The following is a 22,427-nucleotide window of genomic DNA, read 5'->3' as shown; positions in this document are numbered from 1 at the left end:
AATTAAGGTTTTTCTGGTAATCGTTATGAAAAATAGTAAAACCAAAGTGAGTATCATTGTCCCGTTATATAATGCGGGAGCGGATTTTAATGCTTGCATGGCGTCATTAATCGCGCAAACGTGGTCGGCGCTGGAAATTATTATTGTGAATGATGGATCGACGGATCATTCCGTTGAGATAGCAAAATATTACGCGGAACATTACCCGCATGTTCGACTGCTTCATCAGGCCAATGCTGGCGCATCTGTCGCCCGTAATCTTGGCCTGCAAGCAGCGACCGGCGATTATGTCGCCTTTGTCGATGCAGATGACCTGGTCTACCCGAAGATGTATGAAACGCTGATGACCATGGCGCTTAACGATGATCTGGACGTTGCGCAGTGCAACGCGGACTGGTGCGTCCGAAAAACCGGGCACGCCTGGCAATCTATTCCGACCGATCGCCTGCGCTCCACCGGGGTATTAAGCGGACCGGATTGGTTGCGTATGGCGTTGGCCTCGCGGCGCTGGATGCATGTTGTCTGGATGGGCGTTTATCGACGTGCGTTAATTACCGATAACAATATTACTTTCGTTCCCGGACTACATCATCAGGACATATTATGGTCGACGGAAGTTATGTTTAATGCCACGCGCGTACGTTATACCGAACAATCATTATATAAATATTTCCTGCATGATAATTCGGTAAGCCGTTTGCAAAGACAAGGCAGTAAAAATCTTAATTACCAGCGGCATTATATTAAAATTACGCGGTTATTAGAAAAGCTCAATCGTGATTATGCCCGGCGTATTCCGATTTACCCGGAGTTTCGCCAGCAAATTACCTGGGAAGCGTTACGCGTTTGTCATGCGGTACGTAAAGAGCCTGATATTTTGACCCGCCAGCGTATGATTGCCGAAATTTTTACTTCTGGCATGTATAGACGGATGATGGCTAACGTCCGCAGCGCGAAAGCGGCTTATCAGACGCTGCTCTGGTCTTTCCGGCTGTGGCAATGGCGCGACAAAACCTTGTCACACCGTCGTATGGCCCGTAAGGCGCTCAATCTGTCTTAGCGCTCACGTTTTTAGGCGCGGCGATTTTCCCCCAGCCTTGCCACTGGTGCTGAAACCAGACAACCACGGAACTTTGCGTAATGCTCTCGCCGATGACGCTGAAAAAGCGCGTAGCGTAGACCGGTTGCAGCGGTTTTTTCGGCTTGCACATCTTCACGCCGCGGAAGGGATTGCGCGGCGCGTCAATTTTCTGCGGCGTCACACCAGGTCGGGACGTATCTACCTGCGGTTCGTTGAGCAGGCTGCCTGGACGTACCAGGGTGATATCCGCCGGCAGGCGATAAACCATCTGTTGCAGCACGCGAACCGTTGCGGGATGCGGATGACCAATCGCGATAGCGGAACCGTTGCGACGGGCCAGTTCGATAGCGCGATTAAACTGACGGCGGATATCCGCCTCGTTTTGCGTATCGTCGAGGAACACTTTACGCTTGATCACTTTCACACCCGTACCGGATGCCGCGCGCATCGCCTGGCTATTGCCAATCGTCATGCTGTCGAGAAAATAGAGATTGTAATGTTCCAGCGCCTGCATAACTTTTTGCATACCGAACAGGCTGGAGGTCATTGCGCTGCCCATGTGGTTATTAAGCCCGACGGCATACGGCACGTTGTTTACCGCCTCGCGGATAATGCGCTCGATCTCATCGCTGCTCATATCTGGTCGCAGCGTATCCTTCTCCAGCGGCTGTTTGCTTAGCGGCGCCATCGGCAGATGGATTAACACCTCATGCCCGCTATTGTGCGCTTTAGTTGCCATTTCGCGCGCGTGCGGCGCGTTGGGCAGTACGGCGACGGAGATGTTTGGCGGCAGCGCCAGAACCTGGTTTTCCGTGTGCGGGCGATAGCCAAAATCATCAATCACGATGGCGAGCTTGCCAGCGAAAACGGGATGTGCAAACGCCAGCAAAGTGGCCAGCGTGAGAATGGAGCGACGAAACTGAGGCAAAACTTATCTTCCCAACCACGGCTGTGGATTGACGGCCTGACCCTGGCGACGAATTTCGAAATAAAGCGAAGGTCTGCCCTGACCGCCGCTACTGCCCACAAGGGCGATAGGTTGTCCGGCGCGTACCTGCGCGCCTACGCTGACCAGCGCGCTCTGATTATAGCCGTAAAGGCTCATATCGCCTTTACCATGCTCCACGACCACCACCAGGCCATAGCCTTGCAGCCAGTCCGCCAGAATCACCCTGCCGTCGGCGATGGCTTTGACCTCGGTGCCTTCCGACGCGCCGATCACCATCCCCTTCCAACGTAGCTCACCCTGCAGCCGTTCGCCATAGCGATGCAATATCGGGCCGCGTACCGGCCAGTATGCCTGACCGCGAGGCGCGCCCAGACCGCCGGTGCGGGACATTAGCGAACGCTCGCTTTCCGTCGGCTTATAGGTGCTGCCTTTACGCGAGGCTTCCTGCTGCTTATCGCGTACCGCCTGCGCTTCGCGGGCTTCACGCTCCGCTCGCGCTTTGGCCGCCGCTTCCGCCCGCGCGATACTGTTGCGTAGGCGTGATTCGTTGGCGCGCAGTTCGCTTAACTGTTGCTGGCCTTGCTGAATAGACGACTCCAGTCCGGCAAGCGTTTTCTTACGTTCATTACGCGCCTGCTCCAGCTTCGCCTGTTGGGCGCGCTGCTCATACAGCAACGTTTGTTGTTGGCTTTGCTTCTCTTCCAGCTCGGCTTTTTGCGTGGCGACCTGTTCGCGAGTCTGCTTCAGTTCGGCGATAGTCTCCTGGCGCGCCTGGTTCAGATAGCCGAAGTAGGCCTGCAGGCGTTGCCCACGCTGGCTCTCTTCTCCGCTAAGAATAAGCTGAATGCCGGTGTGTTCGCCCTGGCGGAAAGCGGCGTCCAACTGCGCGGCGAGATTACGCTCCTGGCTGGCTTTTTGCTGCTCCAGTTTGGCAATTGAGGCGTTCATCTCATCAATTTGCGCGTTTAACTGATCCAGAGTGCTTTGCGTTTCGCGCAGCTTACGCGCTGCGGCCGAGATGGCCTCTTCCTGGGCTTTCAGTTGTGCCAGGAGGCTGGCGCGCTGTTGCTGCTGCTGGCGTACGTCGCGTTCTTTCGCGGCGATATCGGCCTGAATAGATTTGAGTTGATCACGGTCATCCGCGTGGGCGGAAAAGGCGCACAACAATACGCCAGCGCTAAGTACGCTGGCGTAGAACAAAGGCCTGACTGAAAACGTTTTTAGTTTCACGGCCTGTTGAATGGTGTTAATCGCCTTTCCCCTCATGGGGAGGGATTATTCCACGATGAACAGCGGCTTACCAGTCATCTCTTGCGGGATTTCCATCCCCATCAGCGACAGCATGGTAGGCGCAATGTCTGAAAGTTTGCCGCCTTCAACCGCCTTCACGTTTTTCTCGCCGACATAAATCAGCGGCACCGGCAGGTTGGTGTGGGCGGTATGCGCCTGACCGGTCGCCGGATCGCGCATCTGCTCCGCGTTGCCGTGGTCCGCGGTAATCAACAGTTGTCCACCAACGGACTCAACCGCTTTTGTTACCTGTTCAATGCAGTTATCCAACGCTTCCACCGCTTTGATGGCGGCTTCCATCACGCCGGTATGACCGACCATATCGCCGTTTGGATAGTTACAAATGATGGTGTCGTACTTACCGCTTTCGATCGCCGCGACCAATTTTTCAGTCAATTCTGCAGAGCTCATTTCCGGTTGCAGGTCATAAGTGGCCACTTTCGGGGAGTTGATCAGAATGCGCTCTTCGCCAGCAAACGGTTCTTCTACGCCGCCGTTAAAGAAAAAGGTTACGTGCGCATATTTTTCCGTTTCGGAAATACGCAGCTGAGTTTTGTCGTTTTTCGCCATCCATTCGCCAAAGGTATTCGCCAGCGACGCTGGTGGGTAGGCAACGGCAGTTTTGATGTCGGCGGCGTATTCGGTCAGCATCACGAAGTTCAGATTAACCACTTTCTTACGCGCAAAGCCGTCGAAATCAGCATTAACGAAAGCGCGGGTAATTTCGCGCGCGCGGTCAGCGCGGAAGTTCATGAAAATCAGCGTGTCGCCGTCTTCCATCGCCGCATCAGCCTGGCCCTCGGAGCGGATAACGGTCGCTTTGACAAACTCATCGTTTTCATCACGAGCGTAAGCGGCCTGCAGGCCAGCCACAGCGGTATCTGCCTGGAATTCGCCCTGCGCCAGGGTCATCAGATCATACGCTTTTTCCACGCGATCCCAACGGTTGTCGCGGTCCATAGCGTAGTAACGACCGACGATAGACGCCACGCGGCCTTTGCCCAGCGCGGCGAATTTGTCTTCGAATTTTTTCAGCGAGGCTTCAGCGCTGCGCGGCGGCGTGTCGCGACCATCGAGGAAGGCGTGCAGATAGATTTTTTCTGCGCCGCGCTCTGCGGCCAGCTCCACCATCGCCATAATGTGATCTTCGTGGCTGTGGACGCCGCCCGCGGACAGCAGACCCATAATATGAACCGCTTTACCGGCGTTTTTCGCCTGGTCTACCGCATTGGTCAGGACTGGGTTAGCAAAGAAAGTACGTTCTTTAATTTCAACGTCCAGACGCGTCAGGTCCTGATAAACGATGCGGCCTGCGCCCAGGTTAACGTGGCCCACTTCGGAGTTGCCCATCTGGCGGTCAGGCAGACCCACTTCCAGACCGGATGCGTCGATCAGGGTATGCGGACGTTTTGCCCACAGAGCATCCATCACCGGGGTTTTGGCGTTTAAGATAGCGTTATCCTGCTGTTCTTCACGGTAGCCGTAGCCATCCAGAATCACCAGTACCATAGGTTTTTTAGAAACCGACATTGCGACAACCTCATACTCAATAGACAAAATAATTGCGTAATTTTACTACAGCTGAATCGATAAAATAGCCTCAGAAGATCAAAGAAAGGGATCGCGCTGGCGTGAGAAGGCAAGTAATAGCGTGATTTTTTTTCGTAGCGCCCCGCAAAAATGCATTCCAGTGCACGCTCTGGCTGTATTTGCGCCACTGCGCAGGTATACTCCTTTCCTGGTTTTTTAATCACTACGTCGGGAGTTGTTACCCCCCATGCAAGAAATTATGCAATTTGTTGGCCGTCATCCCATACTGAGTATCGCCTGGATTGCGTTACTGGTGGCGGTTTTATTTACCACGTTCAAAGGTCTGACTTCAAAAGTTAAGGTGATTACACGCGGCGAAGCCACGCGCCTTATCAACAAAGAGGACGCCGTTGTTGTGGATTTACGTCAACGTGACGATTTCCGTAAAGGCCATATCGCTGGCGCGACCAATTTGCTGCCGAGCGAAATCAAAGCCAACAATGTTGGCGAACTGGAAAAGCACAAAGACAAGCCGATTATCGTGGTCGACGGTTCTGGTATGCAGTGCCAGGAATCCGCTAACGCGTTGACAAAAGCCGGCTTTGAAAAGGTCTTTGTGTTGAAAGAAGGCGTAGCAGGCTGGAGCGGCGAGAATCTGCCTCTGGTGCGCGGTAAGTGATTACCCGTCGTTTTCATGGCGCAAGGGGAATGACTTGCCTTTGCGTCGACATGAAATCCATCGGGTAAAAAAACAGGAGCGAAGTCATGGCCAATATTGAAATCTACACCAAAGCAACCTGCCCGTTTTGCCATCGTGCAAAGGCGCTGTTAAACAGCAAGGGCGTGAGTTTCCAGGAAATTGCGATTGACGGCGACGCCGTGAAGCGTGAAGAGATGATCAAACGTAGTGGCCGAACGACGGTTCCGCAAATTTTTATTGATGCACAGCACATTGGCGGTTGTGACGACTTGTATGCGCTGGATGCGCGTGGTGGACTGGATCCGCTGTTGCGTTAAGGCGTACTCAAGTATTTAAGGACAACACTAAAGGGTTTTACACATGTCAGAACAAAATAACACTGAAATGGCTTTCCAGATCCAACGTATCTATACCAAGGATGTTTCTTTCGAAGCGCCAAACGCACCGCATGTTTTCCAGAAAGATTGGCAGCCAGAGGTTAAACTGGATCTTGATACGGCATCTTCCCAACTGGCGGATGACGTTTATGAAGTTGTGCTGCGTGTTACCGTAACGGCTTCCCTGGGGGAAGAAACCGCGTTCCTGTGCGAAGTTCAGCAGGCCGGTATTTTCTCCATCAGCGGTATTGAAGGTACTCAGATGGCGCATTGCCTGGGTGCATACTGCCCGAACATTCTGTTCCCGTATGCTCGCGAGTGCATCACCAGCCTGGTTTCACGCGGTACGTTCCCGCAACTGAACCTTGCGCCGGTCAACTTTGATGCGCTGTTCATGAACTATTTGCAGCAGCAGGCTGGCGAAGGTACTGAAGAACATCAGGATGCCTGATGAACCAAAGTAATGCGTCAATGACAGTCATCGGTGCCGGCTCGTACGGCACCGCTCTTGCCATCACTCTGGCGAGAAACGGCCACCAGGTTGTCCTGTGGGGCCACGACCCAAAACATATCGCGACCCTGGAGCACGATCGCTGCAACGTCGCGTTCCTTCCCGATGTGCCTTTTCCCGATACGTTACACCTGGAAAGCGACTTAGCAACCGCGCTGGCGGCCAGTCGTAACATTCTGGTGGTGGTGCCAAGCCATGTTTTCAGCGACGTGCTGCGGCAGATTAAACCGCTGATGCGTCCGGATGCGCGTCTGGTATGGGCGACCAAAGGCCTGGAAGCGGAAACGGGGCGCCTGTTGCAGGATGTCGCTCGCGAGGCGTTAGGCGATCAAATCCCGCTGGCGGTGATTTCCGGTCCGACGTTCGCTAAAGAGCTGGCGGCGGGTTTGCCGACGGCAATCTCGCTGGCCTCAACCGATGAGACCTTTGCCGACGATCTCCAGCAACTGTTGCACTGCGGAAAAAGTTTTCGCGTCTATATCAATGCGGATTTTATCGGCGTGCAGCTTGGCGGCGCGGTGAAAAACGTGATTGCGATTGGCGCGGGGATGTCTGACGGCATCGGCTTCGGCGCGAACGCCCGCACGGCGCTAATCACGCGTGGACTGACCGAAATGTCGCGGCTTGGCGCAGCGCTTGGTGCCGATCCCGCCACCTTTATGGGGATGGCGGGTTTAGGCGATCTGGTGCTGACCTGTACCGACAACCAGTCGCGCAACCGTCGTTTTGGCATGATGCTTGGCCAGGGCATGGACGTTAAAGGCGCGCAGGATAAGATTGGCCAGGTGGTCGAAGGCTATCGCAATACGAAAGAAGTTCGTGAATTGGCGCACCGTTTTGGTGTTGAAATGCCAATAACCGAGGAAATTTATCAAGTATTGTATTGCGGAAAAAACGCGCGCGAGGCAGCATTAACGTTATTAGGTCGCGCCCGCAAGGAAGAGCTGAGTCGCCACTAGCCGTAAGGAACTGTTTGCATAAACGACCCAACCCGCACAGAACGGGTTGGTCGTTTTCTGCCCGTCTGGAGTAAGCCATGCCGTGTGAAGAACTGGAAATCGTCTGGAAGAATATTAAAGCTGAAGCCCGCGCTTTAGCTGACTGTGAGCCTATGTTGGCCAGTTTTTATCACGCCACGCTACTCAAGCATGAAAATCTGGGCAGTGCGCTGAGCTATATGCTGGCAAATAAACTGGCTTCGCCCATCATGCCCGCTATCGCTATCCGTGAAGTAGTTGAAGAAGCCTATGCCGCCGACCCGGAAATGATCGCGTCGGCAGCCTGCGATATTCAGGCCGTGCGCACTCGCGATCCGGCGGTGGATAAATACTCCACGCCGCTGTTATATCTGAAAGGCTTTCATGCGCTACAGGCCTACCGCATTGGTCACTGGTTGTGGAATAAAGGTCGCCGCGCGCTGGCTATCTTCCTGCAAAATCAGGTTTCGGTCTCGTTTCAGGTGGATATTCACCCGGCAGCGAAAATTGGCCGCGGGATTATGCTCGACCATGCCACCGGTATTGTGGTGGGGGAGACGGCGGTTATTGAAGATGATGTGTCGATCTTGCAATCCGTCACCCTGGGCGGTACCGGGAAAACGAGCGGCGATCGTCATCCTAAAATCCGCGAAGGCGTGATGATTGGCGCGGGCGCGAAAATTCTTGGCAATATCGAGGTGGGGCGCGGCGCGAAAATTGGCGCAGGTTCCGTCGTTTTACAGCCTGTCCCGCCGCACACTACCGCCGCAGGCGTTCCGGCGCGTATTGTCGGCAAGCCGGGCAGCGATAAGCCGTCGATGGATATGGACCAGCATTTCAACGGGCTACACCATACGTTTGAGTATGGCGACGGCATCTGAATTGCGCGGTACAACTAAAAAACGCTGTTCCGATGGAGTGCAATCCCGGAACAGCGGAGCGAAGAATTCGCAATGTGGACAATCAGGCTGCGGATGATGTCAGCGTAATGCGATCCAGCGGGCCGACGATAAACAGATATGAAATGAGACCAATAAGTCCCATCGAGCCAACGTATAAAATGGCAAAGTCGAACGACTGAGTATTGGCAAGAATCACGCCGATGACCAGCGGCGTAACGATGCTTGCCATATTGCCGCACATGTTAAATACGCCGCCGGCAATACCCAGAACTTCCTTCGGCGAGGTGTCGCTGAGTACGCACCAGCCCAGGTTACCAAACCCTTTGGCAAAAAAGGCCAGACTCATCGCCGCAATGACCACAAATTCTGAAGAGGTGTAGTTGGCGATCACAATTACGCAAGAGAGCAACATACCGCAGATAACAGGCAGTTTCCGCGCGACGGTAAGGCTATAGCCGCGTTTGAGTAGCCAGTCGGAGAACACGCCGCCGAGCAGGCCGCCAATAAAACCGGCAATGGCTGGAATACTGGCCACAAAACCGACTTTCAGAATCGACATGCCTTTCGCCTGGTACAGATAGGTCGGGAACCAGGTCAGGAAGAACCAGGTGATAGAGGTGACGCAGAATTGCCCGATATAAACACCGATCATCATCCGGTTAACACAGACGGTTTTAATCTGCGCGAACGTTATTTTCTGCGGCTCCTTTTTACAGCCCAGAGAGGGCTCGCCACCACCGCTACGAATATAGTCAATTTCCGCTTGATTAACTTTTGGATGGTGCATCGGATCTTTGACTTTCATTAACCAGAATATACCGAGCATCACGCCAATAGCGCCAATATAATAGAAGACAAAATGCCAGCTTAAATTATGCAGAATGATCGTCATTAGCGGGGTGATAATGCCCAGCGAGATATATTGCGCAGCCTGATAAACTGAAGTAACGAAACCTCGTTCATTATTGGGAAACCATTGTACGCTTAAACGACTGTTCGCCGGAAAGGCAGGCGCTTCAATCGCGCCCATCAGCAGACGTAGAATAACCAGTACAATTAATGGGCTGCCATACAGATAGATCGTTCCCTGAAACATGGTTACTAACGACCAGCCAATCAATGCGCAACCGTAAACCAGTCGTGAACCGTAGCGGTCTAATAGCCAACCGCCGGGTAGTTGCATAATGACATAGGCAATACCAAATGAGGAGAAGGCCAGGCCCATCGCTTCCGGATCAAAACCTAATTCTTTATTCATTATTGGGGCAACTACGGATAGAGTTGCGCGATCCGCATAATTAAATACGGTAGCAAGAAATAAAAATATAAGAATGGTATGACGCACTTTTGTGCGCTTTATTATTGTGTTCATTATCTACTCCTCAGATAAGGGCAGAATGCATCCTGTAAGGTAAGAGAGGCGGGACGGATTCCCGCCAGTCGGGTTAAGGGCGTTTGCCAAATTCACATGTTAATTGTGTCCAGCGGCGCGCTTGTTCACTGAGCGTGAAACCCAGACCATGACGATCGGAAATCCACATGCGGCCATCGCGCAGCTCAAGTTGCTCGTTGAATAATGGGTTCAGCCACTCGAAATGTTCCAGCCACGGCTCCAGGGGATACGCTGCGGAAAGGTGCAGGTGTACTTCCATCGCAAAGTGCGGCGCCAGCTTACGCCCGTGTTTCGCCGCCAGATCCATAATCTTCAGGAACGGAGAGATACCGCCGACACGCGGCGCATCTGGCTGAACGAAATCGCTGGCATTGCCCAGAATCAACTGCTCGTGTTCCCGGAAACTGGTCAGCATTTCCCCGGTGGCGATAGGCGTATCCAGCGCGGCGGCAAGCTGGGCGTGGCCTTCAATGTCGTAAGCATCTAATGGTTCTTCAATCCAGATAAGATTGAACTGTTCCATTTTACGCCCCATGCGGATAGCCGTTTCGCGATCCCACTGCTGGTTAGCGTCAACCATTAACGGGAACTCATCCCCAAGCGCTTCACGTACTGCGGTTAAGCGGCGAATATCCTCAGCGCAGTTGGGTTGTCCGACTTTCAACTTAATACCGCCAATGCCATTTTCGCGGGAAATCACCACATTTTTCAGCACTTGATCGAGCGGTGTATGCAAGAACCCCCCTGAGGTGTTGTAACACTGAACGGAGTCGCGGTGCGCGCCCAACAGTTTTGCCAGTGGCAGACCGGCACGTTTAGCCTTCATATCCCATAGGGCGATATCGATAGGGGAGATAGCCTGTACCGCCATCCCGCTACGCCCCACCGAGGCTCCGGCCCACAGCAGCTTGGTGTATATTTTGTCGATATCATTGGGATCTTCGCCCAGTAGATTATCGGCTATCTCTTTGGCGTGAGCATAAATACCCTGGCCGCCAGCACGTTTAGAGTAGCTAAAACCAACGCCCTCAAAGCCATCGCGACTGCGGATTTCGGCAATGATGATTGCCACTTCGGTCAAAGGTTTCTGGCGACCGGTCAGTACCTTCGCGTCACTCACTGGCGTCGCCAGCGGTAGAAAAGCCAGTGATAGCTTCACCCATTCGATACGATCGCCGGTTTCTGCCGCGGTTCTGGTATTCGCCGCTTTTGCATACGTTACGGCGTCGGAATTCGCGCTTAAAGCCATTTTTTTTCTCCTGATAATCACAAAATGATTGCGATAACATTTTTATTATTAAGCGAACGCAGGATCCAGAAAGTTGATGTTGATTTGAACATTTGATCACATATGTCGTATAAAAAGCAGGATTTATTGCAAAATGGATCACGATCCAAAAATATCTGGGGAAATGCATAATACAAAATGATTGCGCTATCATTTTGTAATGACTGAGCTTGATAAGCTACTGTATTTACGGCCTTTCCTGATGCGAAGCTGGCAATAGCCGCAGGCATGATGAATAATGCGCGGATAAATCAGCCAATCTTTGCAGGGGCATCAGACGTGAAGAGAACCAAATCACCTCGTGCGCCGACGCTGGAAGATGTAGCACGTAGCGCCGGGCTGTCTCCGATGACAGTCAGCCGGGCATTGAATTCGCCACAACTGGTTCGCCCCAAAACGGTTGAGAAAGTCATGCAGGCGGTTCGCGTCACAGGCTACATACCCAACGCGTTAGCCGGTGGTCTGGCGTCGCGACGGAGTAAATTAATCGCTGTCGTCGTGCCGCAAATTAACAACAACATGTTTGTCGATACCATCCAGTCGCTGAGCGATGAACTGGCCCGACGCGGATATCACATATTGCTGTGCGTGGCGGGATATACCGAACAAACGGAAGCGGAGTTGGTGGCGACACTGCTTTCCCGCCGCCCCGATGGCGTGGTGCTTACCGGGATCCATCACACGATAGAACTGAAAAAGGTCATCCTGAACGCGGCTATTCCGGTGGTGGAAATTTGGGACTTAACGCCCACGCCGCTTGATATGCTGGTCGGTTTTTCCCATGAAAAAGTCGGGCAGGCGACGGGGGAGTATCTTTTGAGTAAGGGCTATCGTCGTCCCGGCTTGTTGTGGACCGCCGATCGCCGAGCCGCGCAACGTAAGCAGGGGTTATGTAGTGTTCTTCAACGCCACGCTATTCATGCCGTACCGCAGGTAGATGTCCCCCTTCCGGCATCGCTTTCGCTGGGGCGCAGCGGTTTAAGCCAGCTTTTTGACGAAGGGACGTTTGATGTCATTGTTTGCAGTTCTGATACCCTGGCCCAGGGGGCGATGATGGAGGCGGAAAGCCGTGGTTTGCGCATCCCGCATGATTTAGCGGTTATTGGTTTTGGCGACCTTGATTTTGCCGCCAGCAATCGACCGTCAATTACTACCGTAAGCGTTGACAGACGCGCCATTGGCCAGCGCGCCGCTACGCTGTTGGCCGATCGTATTGAACAGAAACCGTGCGCAGAAGCTATTGTGGATATTGGCTTTCATTTGATTGAGCGAGAGTCCGCATAAACGGGAACATGCCATCGGGATCGGCCAGGCCGGATCAGGCGTCAGCTGCCATCCGGCATTGAATATATTACGACCGTAATACCGCGCCGGAGTATCCTAACTGGCGCCACGCTTCATACACCACCACCGACACCGCATTCGACAGGTTCATGCTACGGCTATCCGGCATCATCGGAATGCGAATCTTCTGCTCTTTAGGCAACGCATCGAGAATGCTGGCGGGCAGGCCGCGCGTTTCCGGGCCAAACATCAAATAATCGCCATCCTGATAGCTTACGGCGCTATGGGCGGGCGTGCCCTTTGTCGTCAACGCAAACAGGCGCTGCGGGTTTTCGGCGGCGACAAAGGCGGCATAATCGTGATGGCGCTGAACCGCGGCGAATTCGTGATAGTCCAGCCCTGCGCGGCGTAAGCGCTTATCATCCCAGGTAAACCCCATCGGTTCGATGATGTGCAGACGAAAGCCGGTATTGGCGCAAAGACGAATGATGTTGCCGGTATTCGGCGGGATTTCTGGTTCGAAGAGTACGATGTTAAGCATGATGCCCCCTTAAATGCGGGGGCAGAATAGCAGAAATTTACCGGGCTCTCACGCGCCAGGCGTTCAGGCGGCATCGCCTTTGCTCATTGGCGCCAGCGCGGCGGGCAAACTTTTCCCCAGTTCCTGCACCAGTGAATCGCCACTGATTTCGCTAATGGATTTCGCGCCGGTCAGGGTCATGGCGACCTTCATCTCTTTCTCAATCAGGTCCAGCAGGTTGGCGACACCCGCTTTTCCTGCCGTCGCCAGCGCGTAGAGATAGGCCCGACCCAGCAGTACGGTATCGGCCCCCAACGCAATCATACGCACGACATCCAGCCCGTTACGGATCCCGCTATCCGCCAGAATGGCGATATCGCCTTTCACCGCATCGGCAATGGCGGGCAGGGCGCGGGCGGAAGAGAGCACGCCATCGAGCTGGCGGCCGCCGTGATTCGACACCACGATACCGTCAGCGCCGAAACGTACCGCATCGCGGGCATCTTCTGGATCGAGGATCCCTTTGATCACCATTGGGCCGTCCCAGAATTCGCGTATCCACTCCAGATCTTTCCAGGAGATGGACGGATCGAAGTTATTTGCCAGCCAGCCGATATAGTCCTCAAGGCCGGTCGGTTTACCCAGATAGGCGGAAATATTGCCTAAATCATGCGGGCGACCGTTCAGGCCGACATCCCACGCCCATTTAGGGTGCATCACCGCCTGCCAGTAACGGCGCATGGCCGCGTTTGGGCCGCTCATCCCGGAGTGGGCGTCACGGTAGCGCGCGCCCGGCGTTGGCATATCCACGGTAAAGACCAGCGTGGAGCAGCCCGCCGCTTTTGCACGTTCCAGCGCGTTGCGCATAAAGCCCCGGTCACGCAGTACATAAAGCTGGAACCACATCGGGCGCTTAATGGTTGGTGCAACTTCTTCAATCGGACAGACGGAGACGGTGGAAAGGGTGAACGGAATGCCCTTTGCGTCTGCGGCGGCGGCGGCCTGTACTTCGCCGCGACGGGCGTACATGCCGCACAGGCCTACCGGCGCTAATGCCACCGGCATCGACAACGTTTCGTTAAACAGGGTCGTTTCCAGGCTTAAATCGGACATATTTTTCAGCACGCGCTGGCGCAGAGCGACTTGCGACAGGTCTTCCACATTTCGGCGGAGGGTATATTCCGCATACGCGCCGCCGTCGATGTAGTGGAAGAGGAAAGGAGGCAACGTGCGCTGAGCTGCGGCGCGATAATCGCTGGCTGCTGAAATAATCATGATTTATTCTCCCTGGTCATCTCATTATGGTCGCCGGGCAGGCGGGTAATACGCGCCTGGCGGGCCTGGTCTTCATCAAATCGTTTAATCGTGGTGTGGACAAAACTGAGGTGCGCCATCATCGCTTTACGCGCGCCCTCGGCGTTACCGTCCAGAATGGCGTCCATCACTGCCTGGTGTTGTTCCGTCAGCTTTGAGAATACGGGCGGAACGAGATACATACGCTGGCGACTCTGTTTGACGGAGGATTGCAGGACGTCGAAGAAACCGCGCATGGTTTGCAACAGCACCACATTGTGCGAGGCTTCCGCGATCGCCAGATGAAAGCGCACGTCGGCCTGGGAGGCGAGATCCGGGTCTTCGCTGAGCGTCGCATCAAAGCAGAGTCTGATTTTCTCTTTGTCGGCAGCGGTGGCACGCATGGCGGCGTGCCAGGCCGTACTGGCTTCAATGGCGTGGCGGGCCTCCAGAATGTCGAAACTGTAGTCCGGATCGTTCGCCATCAGCATTTTCAGCGGTTGCACGATATTCTGTTCAGACCAGGTTTCGTGCTGCCAGCGGACAAATGTCCCGCCGCCGCGACGACTCACCAGCACGCCTTCACTGACCAGCTTCGCCAGCGCTTCGCGTAAAGAGTTGCGTGATACGCCAAGCTGTAGAGCCAACTGGCGCTCGGCGGGCAATTTCATGCCCGCTTCCAGGTTTTGTTCTTCAATCAGCGCCCGCACGCGAGAGGCAATCTCGTCTGACAGGCGTTTTGGCATCACAATCACGGAATCATCCAGGTTAAAACATAGGCCTGAAGCGTAGTGATCACGCCCACCATACAGGTGAAGATCAGGCTGTGTTTGACGGTAAAACGGAACAGATCGGACTCTTTCCCTACCAGTCCCACCGCCGCGCAGGCGATGGCGATAGACTGCGGCGAGATCATCTTCCCGGTTACGCCTCCAGTGGTGTTCGCCGCCACCATCAGTACATCAGAGACGCCGATTTGCTGCGCCGCGGTAGCCTGTAGAGAGGCAAACAGCGCGTTAGATGAGGTATCCGAACCGGTCAGGAAGACACCCAGCCAGCCGAGGAACGGCGAGAAGAACGTGAAGGCGCTGCCGGTGTGCGCCAGCGCTAACGCCAGCGTGGAGGAAAGCCCGGAATAGTTCGAGATAAACGCGAACGCCAGCACCATGCCGATGGAGTAAATCGGCAACGCCAGCTCTTTCAGCGTGCTGCCAAAGGTCTGGATTGCGGCTGAGGGCTTCATTTTCAGCCAGACGATAGACAACAGCGCGGCAAACAGGATCGCCGTGCCGGTGGCGGAGAACCAGTCAAATTTATACACCGCCGCGTAAGCGGTCGCTTCGTGTACGACCGGCGGCATACGGGCGACCAGTTTATCGAGATACGGTACCGGAACGTTAATTACCCAGTCATACAGCGCGCCGCCGGGGGCAAACAACGCTTTAAACGGCGGTACGCTCCAGAGAGTGACCGTGGCGGTCAGGAACAGAAACGGCGACCAGGCGCGAACAATTTGCCCTGTCGTATAGCGGGTGCGGGCCAGCGTCTGATCGACCTGCGACGCGCCCATATCGCCGAAGCGGAAGATGCGTACCGGCTGCCAGCGTTTGAGGAACAGCGTCAGACACACCAGAGACACCAGTGAAGAGATGATGTCCGGCAGTTCCGGCCCGATAAAGTTGGAGCTGAGATACTGGGCGATAGCAAACGAGCCGCCAGCGACCATCACCGCAGGCCAGGTTTCTTTCACGCCGCGCCAGCCGTCCATAATCGCCATAATCCAGAACAGCACGATAATGGTCAGGAACGGTAGCTGACGACCGACCATCTGACCGATTTCAAAGCTGTCCAGGCCCGTGACCTGTCCGGCAACCAGAATCGGGATCCCCATCGCGCCAAAGGCGACAGGCGCGGTGTTTACAATCAGGCACAGCCCTGCCGCATACAGCGGATTAAAGCCCAGACCCACCAGCAGCGCGGCGGTTATCGCCACCGGCGCGCCGAAACCCGCCGCGCCTTCAAGGAACGCGCCGAAGCAGAAGCCGACAATCAGCATTTGCAGACGTTGGTCGGGGGTAATCGACAGAATTGACGAGCGAATAATGTCAAACTGCCCGGTCTTGACCGAAATTTTATAGACAAAGACCGCGGCGATGATTATCCAGGCTATCGGCCATAGCCCGTAGAAGAAGCCATACACGACCGATGCCAGCGCGTGATCGACCGGCATTTTATAGAACAGCAGCGCGACGGCGAGCGCGATAACCACCGTCCACGAAGCGGCAACATAGCCTTTCAGCTTGAGTTTAATCAGGGCGAAAAAGAAGAACAGGATTGGGAGCGATGCGATCAGGCTGGAAAGCCAGATATTACCCGCCGGGTCATAGTTTTGTTGCCAGAGGTTCATTGCAGGTCTCCTGAGAACCACACGCATAATGGGATGAATCTTTGCTCATCTCGTTGGGGTCACATTATGTGTAAAAGTGGTCCTGCCAATATTGTTGTGTATGGATAATGACAACAAATAGTTAACCAGATGTTATTTATTGGCAACGGTATTGTAGAGTTAATTTAATGAAATGTGAGTAGGCTGTGGTAACTGGCTAAAATTGGTAGGGCCAATTGAGGGGAGAGGACAGCAAAGGGAAGTGAAAAGGCAATGGCATTATGCCATTGCCTTTGATGTCGGGAGTGTTGTTACTTCATTACCACTGGAAGCCCGCGCCAATGGCCGCAGAGTAATCGCCCTGGCTGTTGCTGGTTCCTTGCAATTTATACACCCAGCCCCCGCTTTCACTTACCATGGAGACACCAATGGCGACGGCACTTTCACCATTAAACGTACCGCCAGCAATCGAGGTCATGTTGGCGCCCGGGGCGTAGGCTTGTGGCAGACCGGCCATCGCCATCGCTGAGGCGATACCGCCGCTCATCTTGTTTTCTACGCCTTTGATTTTGCTGTTCATTTCACCCATTTTTTGGTCGGTATAGGTGTTTGCTTCTTCGACGCTGCGTTTCAATTGCGCATAGTTCACCGCATCCGTATCATTCACCGCCGCAGAAACATTGCCGATCCGAGTGGTGCCGCCACTCCCGTCTCCCAGGTTGAGCACGCTATAGTTAACCGAGCCATCTGCATTGGTTTCATAACGCACGGAGCCTGCTTCTGAGGCTTTCAGTTGCGCCACATTAACCGCGTCAGTGTTGTTCACCCCTGCGGCAACGTTGGTAATACGGCGTTGTTGAGTAGAAGAGCCGACAGACACAGTATTAGCTTCATCTGCGACGGAATTTGTGCCTAACGCCACGCTGTTTTCAGCGGCAGCAATAGAGCCAGAGCCAATCGCGACGCTGTCCGCACCCTGGGCATTTGCATCTGCGCCATCGGTGTTGGTCTTGAAGTACTTGGTGCTACCGGTAGTGACGATATCGCCAATGCCGTTTTCGATATTGGTGACGCGGGTATCCAGATTCGATACCTGAGTATTCAGGTTAGTAATGCTCTGGGTATTCCTGGAAACCTGCGCGTCCGTTACTTTCAATTGACTCACGTTAACGGCATCGGTATCTGCCGAACCCGCCGCGACGTTAGTGATCTGACGTTGACCGTCTTCACTGCCGACAGAGAACTCACCGACAGAGTTCTGCGGTGTGTCCATGTTGTAGGCGGTGTAGTCAGTCTGTGCGCCGCGAGTGGTCTGAGAACCATTACCCATTGCAATACTGTTTGCATGATTGGCGCGTGCGTTAGAACCGATAGCAATACCGTTGATGGCATCAGCCATCACCAGTGTATTCAGACCAATACCAATACCTGCATCAGCATTGACGATGGTCTTCGCACCCATTGCCAGTGAGTCAGTTCCGACAGCCAGTGAATCTTCTTCCGTTGAGTTTGCGTGGTAGTACTTGGTCGGTGTAGTAGTGACCGCACCAATGGCATTTTGTAACTGACGAACTGTTACCGCATCTTGCGCTTCAGAGCCGTCAGCAACGTTGGTAATTTGACGATAGCTTTCTCCATCCGTCCCCAATGACAACGCGCCCAGCAACTTTCTGTCTGTTGTATTGTAGCCAATGACGACGCCATCGCTTGTTACGCTCGTTTCTCGTATACCGGTTGTAATAGCGCGGTTAGAGGTGGAGCCACTGCCCAAAGCGATACTGCCCTCAATGCTGCTGCTGCTGTTTTGGCCAAGAGCCAGACTGCCAGCGCCAGAGGCGACGGCGTCGTAACCTACTGCCGTTGCGCCGTTACCCGTTGCGTATGCATCCTGGCCTTCAAGCCCATTATCATTCGTACGGATGTATTTCACGCCGGTACCATTTTCCGTGATATAGGTTTCGCTGGTATCGCCGGCTAGTTGGCTAATAGATTCACTATACTGAGAAATCAGCATGTTAGTTTCATAGAGCTGAGAGCCATTAACAGCGTCAGTACTGTCACTGGCGATTTCACCTGCTGCTACATTGGTTATCTTATTGGTACCGCTGGTACCGTGGCTGGCGCTGAACGCGCCTTCTTCGTCATCCCAGCTCAGTGCATCGGTACCAAGATTGGTGATGGACGTATTGATATCCGCGATAGCAGAGGTGTTTTGATCCACCTTCTGGTTAGTTTCATACAACTGTGAGCCGTTTACCGCGTCCGTACTGTCCTCAGAAAGCGCCCCGGCGGCGACATTGGTTATTTTACTGGTGCTTCCACCGTGGTTTGCGCTGAAAGCGCCGATGTCTTCGTCCCATAACAGAGCGTTATCAGTGAGGCCGGTAATGGATGTATTAATGTCGGAGACAGAAGTATTCAGGTTCTCAATCGCGCTGCTGTTCTGAGTGATGTTAGTGGTATTGGCGGCGATATCGGTCGTGTTCTGATCCACTTTTTCATTGGTTTCGAACAGCTGCGATCCGTTAACCGCGTCGGTACTTTCTTCAGACAGCTCTCCGGCAGCAACGTTGGTGATTTTGTTTGTCGTGCTACTTCCGTGGCTGGCAGAGAACGAACTCGTTGTTTCATTCCAGCTCAGGTTGTCAGAGCTAAGATTGGTGATGGACGTATTAATATCTGCGATAGCAGAGGTGTTTTGATCCACCTTCTGGTTGGTTTCATACAATTGTGAGCCGTTCACCGCGTCTGTACTGTCCGCGGCCAGGGTGCCCGCCGCCAGATTGGTGATCTTGCTGGTGCTTCCGCTACGGCTGGCGCTGAATGTGCCAGAGGCTGCATCCCATAACAGGGCATCATCGGTGAGCGTGGTGACGGAATTGCTCAGGTTGTTGATGCTGGTGGTGTTGGTGGCGATATCAGTGGTGTTCTGATTGATGCTGGTTGTATTGGCAGCGATATCCGTGGTGTTCTGAGACACATTTTCGTTGGTGGCAAACAGCTGAGAGCCGTTAACGGCATCGGTGCTGTCCGCAGCCAGGGTACCCGCCGCCAGGTTGGTGATTTTACTGTCGCTTCCGTTGTGCTTAGCGCTGAATGCGCCAGAGGCTGCATCCCAAAGCAGGGCATCATCGGTGAGCGTGGTGATGGAATCGCTCAGGTTGTTGATATTGGTGGTGTTGGTGGCAATATCAGTGGTGTTCTGATTGATGCTGTTGGTATTGGTGGTGATATCAGCGGTGTTCTGATCCACTTTCTCATTTGTATCAAACAACTGGGAGCCGTTAACGGCGTCGGTGCTGTCAGCGGCCAGGGTACCCGCCGCCAGATTGGTGATTTTGCTGGCGTTTCCCGTGTGGCTAGCGCTAAAGGCGCTGATGCTTTCATCCCACAACAGCGCGTCTTCGGCTAATCCTGCGACAGAGGCCTCTGTGTTAGTGATAGAAGTGTTAAGTGCGCTTAATGCACTGCCTACGTTATTGTAGATGCCTGTGCCTACCTCGTAGAGGGGGGCATTCACTGTACCATCACTATTAACGGAAGCCCCTCCGCCGAGTCGGTCGGCGACGGATTGACTTAAAGAATAAATTTGCGCACCTGTAACGGCATCGGTACTGGTGGAATTGATGTCGCCTTTAGCAACGTAGGTGATCTGCCGCTGAGTGGTGCTGTTACCCACGGCGACGGAATTGTCTTCCTGGGCGACAGAGCCCGAGCCAAGGGCAACTGAGTTGGTGCCTATCGCTTTTGCGCCATTACCAAATGCAGCGCTGTCGTCGCCGCTCGCAGTAGCTTGATAACCTAATGCAGAGGAAGTTGCTCCGCTCGCGACAGATTTATAACCTAACGCAACCGATTTTGCGCCGCTCGAATTGGCATACACGCCCATTGCCATTGAATAACTTCCACTGGCTGAGGATGAGGCGCCCATTGCAATGGCCCGGTCACCGGCTGAAACCGATTTTACGCCAAGCGCTAACGAAGAGTCGCCGGTGGACTGGCTGTAGGAACCAATGGCGGTACTCCATTTCCCCATCGCGGAGGCTTTATAACCCATTGCGGCGCTTGCGCCATCAACGTTGGTGTAAGTATTGGCTGTGGCATCGGTACCAATTGCAATCCACCCTTTTCCTCCAGTCTGGGTACCCGTTGGAGTAACGCCGTCGCCTGTATCGTTTCCTGCGTTGGCCAGTGCATCCGCAGAAACCATAATGCTGCTAAGACCGATGAGTGCGGAAACTGCCAGCTTTCTGCGGCCGTTTTTTTTGCCGCGGCTTTTTGCGGTTTCGCTGGTGACAACAAATGTTCCCGTAGCGGCATTCCAGAGGACTTTAAATATTCTATTCATGAATGAGTAATTTCCTTTTCTAAAATAATTGTATCAATGGCTATTATTTTTTTGGCTTCTTTTTTGTATCGTTAATAGGTTGTATGCTGTCGAATATGACATTCTCCATGTCAATACCTATTTTTAGATACTTAAGATTATTGGGCGATACGCCTTTTAATGTTAGCGTGACGTTTGTCCATGCTCCCGGTAAGAGTTCGATTGTCGAGTCCATTTTCGTGTTGAGCAGGAGTTGTTTCCAGCGAGGCAGATCTTTTGCCTCGGAAGGTTTTTTCGTACCCCATGTCATATTAAACGCAAGGTTTGATACCGGAATGCTGAGTAAGTTAACTAAATCAAGATGAATAACACTTCCATTATCTATTGGCTCAATAGATAGAATACGCCCGGCTAATCCGATATTGCCGTTGTTAATAATAAAATAGTGCGTTTGTGATGGGTCCAGTTCTGTATAGTCGAATAGCCGTTGTTTGCGTTCAACGCGGCCAACGACTTCGGTGACCTTTTTGGTTGTGTTGATAATCGTAGCTTGTTGTTTTTCTAACAGATTTATCTTTGCTTCTTGTTCTTTTTGTTGTTTTTCTAACAGGTTTATCTTTGTTTCTTGTTCTTTTTGTTGTTCTTTCATTTCTTCAACAAGGTGTTTATCTGCGAAGTAATCACAACCAGATAAAAAGAATGTGAATCCCAACGCAAGCAGGGAGATAAATTTTCCATTTTTGTGCATATGAAATATCCTTGTTAATAATTTATATAATATAAATAGTTAACCTGTTATTTATACAACTAGCTCATCATTCAGCGAGTATTGCCAATAACTCATTAACGTATGGTTAGAATGAAAACATTCGTCGCTTCTATAGAAGCGCGCAAAAACCCGACGTTATTTATCAATTGCTCATAGCAATGCTTTATAAAAATATAATTATAATGTTTATGTATGGGGATTTTTTTCAGGGATGATAATGTTATTTAATTTTGCGGGTCAATCATATTCTGCGGGGTATGAGAAAAGAGGATGAAAAAATTCATTGTATAAATACAAACAGGCACGATAGTGGGATTTTTCATCCTGAAAAAGCAGGGATTACCGTTAAAAATGAACTTGTATATAATCGGTGTAAATACTTCCATGAAAAATTCGGAATATAGCCCGATGCTCTCAAGACATCCTCCGTACAACGGGTGTCCTGAGAGCCTGGGATGCGGAAGGTTTAGAACTCGCTCTTCGCGAAACCTGTCATCTCTTTGAGCCCCATTTCCCGGCCCAGCGCCGTCATCGGGTGGACAACAATCAGGCCACGCACGCTTTTCTTCAACTTGCCCATGTCGGCCTGCTCTTTTTTAGTGATCGCGCGGCGAAACGGCAGGTTCATCAGCTTCTGCGCTTCTTTACTCAGTTTCTGGCTGTGTACTTCGCGCAGACGGATAATTTCTGCTTCTAGCGTCTCTTTTTCTTTTTCCAGCTCCGCGTATTTATCGGCGGATTCAACCAGAGAGAGACCTGCCTGCTGGTGGCGAATAGCGTCAAGACGATCGCTCAGGCGTTTAATTTCGTTTTTTTCGACTTCTTTCATGGGATAGCTTCTGATAGAAAT

At 52.9% G+C, this 22,427-nt stretch carries 19 protein-coding genes; 7 read left to right on the top strand and 12 right to left on the bottom strand.

All coding sequences use genetic code 11. From position 1 onward, the window contains the following. The first annotated feature begins 25 nt into the window (after window positions 1–25). A complete protein-coding gene (locus N7E69_RS07630; RefSeq protein WP_000798209.1) occupies window positions 26–1,060 on the top strand; it encodes a glycosyltransferase in 1,035 nt (344 codons plus the stop codon). On the opposite strand, the gene N7E69_RS07625 is transcribed toward N7E69_RS07630, so the two are convergent. From N7E69_RS07625 to gpmM, 3 genes are read right to left on the bottom strand one after another with little or no spacing between them, the layout of a single operon-like run. After that, on the bottom strand, window positions 1,047–2,009 hold the full coding sequence (locus N7E69_RS07625; RefSeq protein WP_001135519.1) for a divergent polysaccharide deacetylase family protein: 963 nt from the start codon (window positions 2,007–2,009) through the stop codon (window positions 1,047–1,049). The two genes, N7E69_RS07630 and N7E69_RS07625, sit on opposite strands and share 14 nt — an antisense overlap. Window positions 2,010–2,012: 3 nt before the next feature. Further along, entirely contained in the window at window positions 2,013–3,272 is a 1,260-nt protein-coding gene (gene envC / locus N7E69_RS07620) for a murein hydrolase activator EnvC (RefSeq protein ID WP_228770042.1), read from the bottom strand. A gap of 33 nt (window positions 3,273–3,305) precedes the next feature. Continuing rightward, window positions 3,306–4,850: a 2,3-bisphosphoglycerate-independent phosphoglycerate mutase gene (gene gpmM, locus N7E69_RS07615; RefSeq protein ID WP_000116582.1), complete on the bottom strand. Its 1,545-nt coding sequence runs from the start codon at window positions 4,848–4,850 to the stop codon at window positions 3,306–3,308. A 247-nt stretch (window positions 4,851–5,097) separates the two neighbouring features. Here gpmM and N7E69_RS07610 point away from each other — a divergent pair, with 247 nt between their 5' ends. The 5 genes from N7E69_RS07610 (at window position 5,098) to cysE (ending at window position 8,296) form a co-directional block, all read left to right on the top strand. Then, window positions 5,098–5,529, top strand: a complete 432-nt coding sequence (locus N7E69_RS07610) for a rhodanese-like domain-containing protein (protein ID WP_001156179.1) — start codon at window positions 5,098–5,100, stop codon at window positions 5,527–5,529. Between the two features lie 86 nt (window positions 5,530–5,615). Further along, complete coding sequence (grxC, locus tag N7E69_RS07605; RefSeq protein ID WP_001273795.1) at window positions 5,616–5,867, top strand: glutaredoxin 3; 252 nt, start codon at window positions 5,616–5,618, stop codon at window positions 5,865–5,867. Window positions 5,868–5,910: 43 nt separating this feature from the next. Continuing rightward, on the top strand, window positions 5,911–6,378 hold the full coding sequence (gene secB, locus N7E69_RS07600) for a protein-export chaperone SecB (protein ID WP_000003370.1): 468 nt from the start codon (window positions 5,911–5,913) through the stop codon (window positions 6,376–6,378). Next, the gene (gene gpsA, locus N7E69_RS07595; RefSeq protein ID WP_001076596.1) at window positions 6,378–7,397 is read left to right on the top strand and encodes an NAD(P)H-dependent glycerol-3-phosphate dehydrogenase; all 1,020 of its coding nucleotides are present in this window, start codon (window positions 6,378–6,380) and stop codon (window positions 7,395–7,397) included. The genes secB and gpsA overlap by 1 nt, the downstream gene beginning before the upstream one ends. 77 nt (window positions 7,398–7,474) lie before the next feature. Continuing rightward, complete coding sequence (gene cysE, locus N7E69_RS07590) at window positions 7,475–8,296, top strand: serine O-acetyltransferase (RefSeq protein ID WP_001112114.1); 822 nt, start codon at window positions 7,475–7,477, stop codon at window positions 8,294–8,296. A gap of 82 nt (window positions 8,297–8,378) precedes the next feature. Here the strand turns inward: cysE and N7E69_RS07585 are convergent, their stop codons facing one another. Both N7E69_RS07585 and N7E69_RS07580 read right to left on the bottom strand, forming a co-directional pair. Continuing rightward, on the bottom strand, window positions 8,379–9,689 hold the full coding sequence (locus N7E69_RS07585; RefSeq protein WP_001092098.1) for an MFS transporter: 1,311 nt from the start codon (window positions 9,687–9,689) through the stop codon (window positions 8,379–8,381). A gap of 73 nt (window positions 9,690–9,762) precedes the next feature. Next, complete coding sequence (locus N7E69_RS07580) at window positions 9,763–10,959, bottom strand: L-talarate/galactarate dehydratase (protein WP_001218249.1); 1,197 nt, start codon at window positions 10,957–10,959, stop codon at window positions 9,763–9,765. Between the two features lie 318 nt (window positions 10,960–11,277). Here N7E69_RS07580 and N7E69_RS07575 point away from each other — a divergent pair, with 318 nt between their 5' ends. Beyond that, complete coding sequence (locus N7E69_RS07575) at window positions 11,278–12,282, top strand: LacI family DNA-binding transcriptional regulator (protein WP_001537635.1); 1,005 nt, start codon at window positions 11,278–11,280, stop codon at window positions 12,280–12,282. A gap of 67 nt (window positions 12,283–12,349) precedes the next feature. Here the strand turns inward: N7E69_RS07575 and trmL are convergent, their stop codons facing one another. The 7 genes from trmL to N7E69_RS07540 all read right to left on the bottom strand — a co-directional run bounded on the left by trmL (window position 12,350) and on the right by N7E69_RS07540 (window position 22,406). After that, complete coding sequence (gene trmL / locus N7E69_RS07570; protein ID WP_000932336.1) at window positions 12,350–12,823, bottom strand: tRNA (uridine(34)/cytosine(34)/5-carboxymethylaminomethyluridine(34)-2'-O)-methyltransferase TrmL; 474 nt, start codon at window positions 12,821–12,823, stop codon at window positions 12,350–12,352. Window positions 12,824–12,886: 63 nt separating this feature from the next. After that, window positions 12,887–14,077, bottom strand: coding sequence for a quinone-dependent L-lactate dehydrogenase (gene lldD, locus N7E69_RS07565; protein ID WP_000586988.1), 1,191 nt, complete (start codon window positions 14,075–14,077; stop codon window positions 12,887–12,889). Next, entirely contained in the window at window positions 14,074–14,850 is a 777-nt protein-coding gene (lldR, locus tag N7E69_RS07560; RefSeq protein ID WP_000636696.1) for a transcriptional regulator LldR, read from the bottom strand. Before lldR ends, lldD begins: the two co-directional genes overlap by 4 nt. Continuing rightward, on the bottom strand, window positions 14,847–16,502 hold the full coding sequence (gene lldP, locus N7E69_RS07555) for an L-lactate permease (protein WP_001055305.1): 1,656 nt from the start codon (window positions 16,500–16,502) through the stop codon (window positions 14,847–14,849). The genes lldR and lldP overlap by 4 nt, the downstream gene beginning before the upstream one ends. A gap of 298 nt (window positions 16,503–16,800) precedes the next feature. Continuing rightward, on the bottom strand, window positions 16,801–20,829 hold the full coding sequence (gene sadA / locus N7E69_RS07550; RefSeq protein ID WP_001675591.1) for a trimeric autotransporter adhesin SadA: 4,029 nt from the start codon (window positions 20,827–20,829) through the stop codon (window positions 16,801–16,803). A gap of 43 nt (window positions 20,830–20,872) precedes the next feature. After that, the gene (locus tag N7E69_RS07545) at window positions 20,873–21,556 is read right to left on the bottom strand and encodes a DUF3251 domain-containing protein (protein ID WP_000549460.1); all 684 of its coding nucleotides are present in this window, start codon (window positions 21,554–21,556) and stop codon (window positions 20,873–20,875) included. A gap of 487 nt (window positions 21,557–22,043) precedes the next feature. Continuing rightward, complete coding sequence (locus N7E69_RS07540; RefSeq protein ID WP_000665687.1) at window positions 22,044–22,406, bottom strand: YibL family ribosome-associated protein; 363 nt, start codon at window positions 22,404–22,406, stop codon at window positions 22,044–22,046. Window positions 22,407–22,427 lie beyond the last annotated feature (21 nt).

Source organism: Salmonella sp. 3C, assembly GCF_025426275.1.
Lineage (GTDB): Bacteria > Pseudomonadota > Gammaproteobacteria > Enterobacterales > Enterobacteriaceae > Salmonella > Salmonella enterica.
This window is presented reverse-complemented; position numbering and strand designations above follow the sequence as displayed.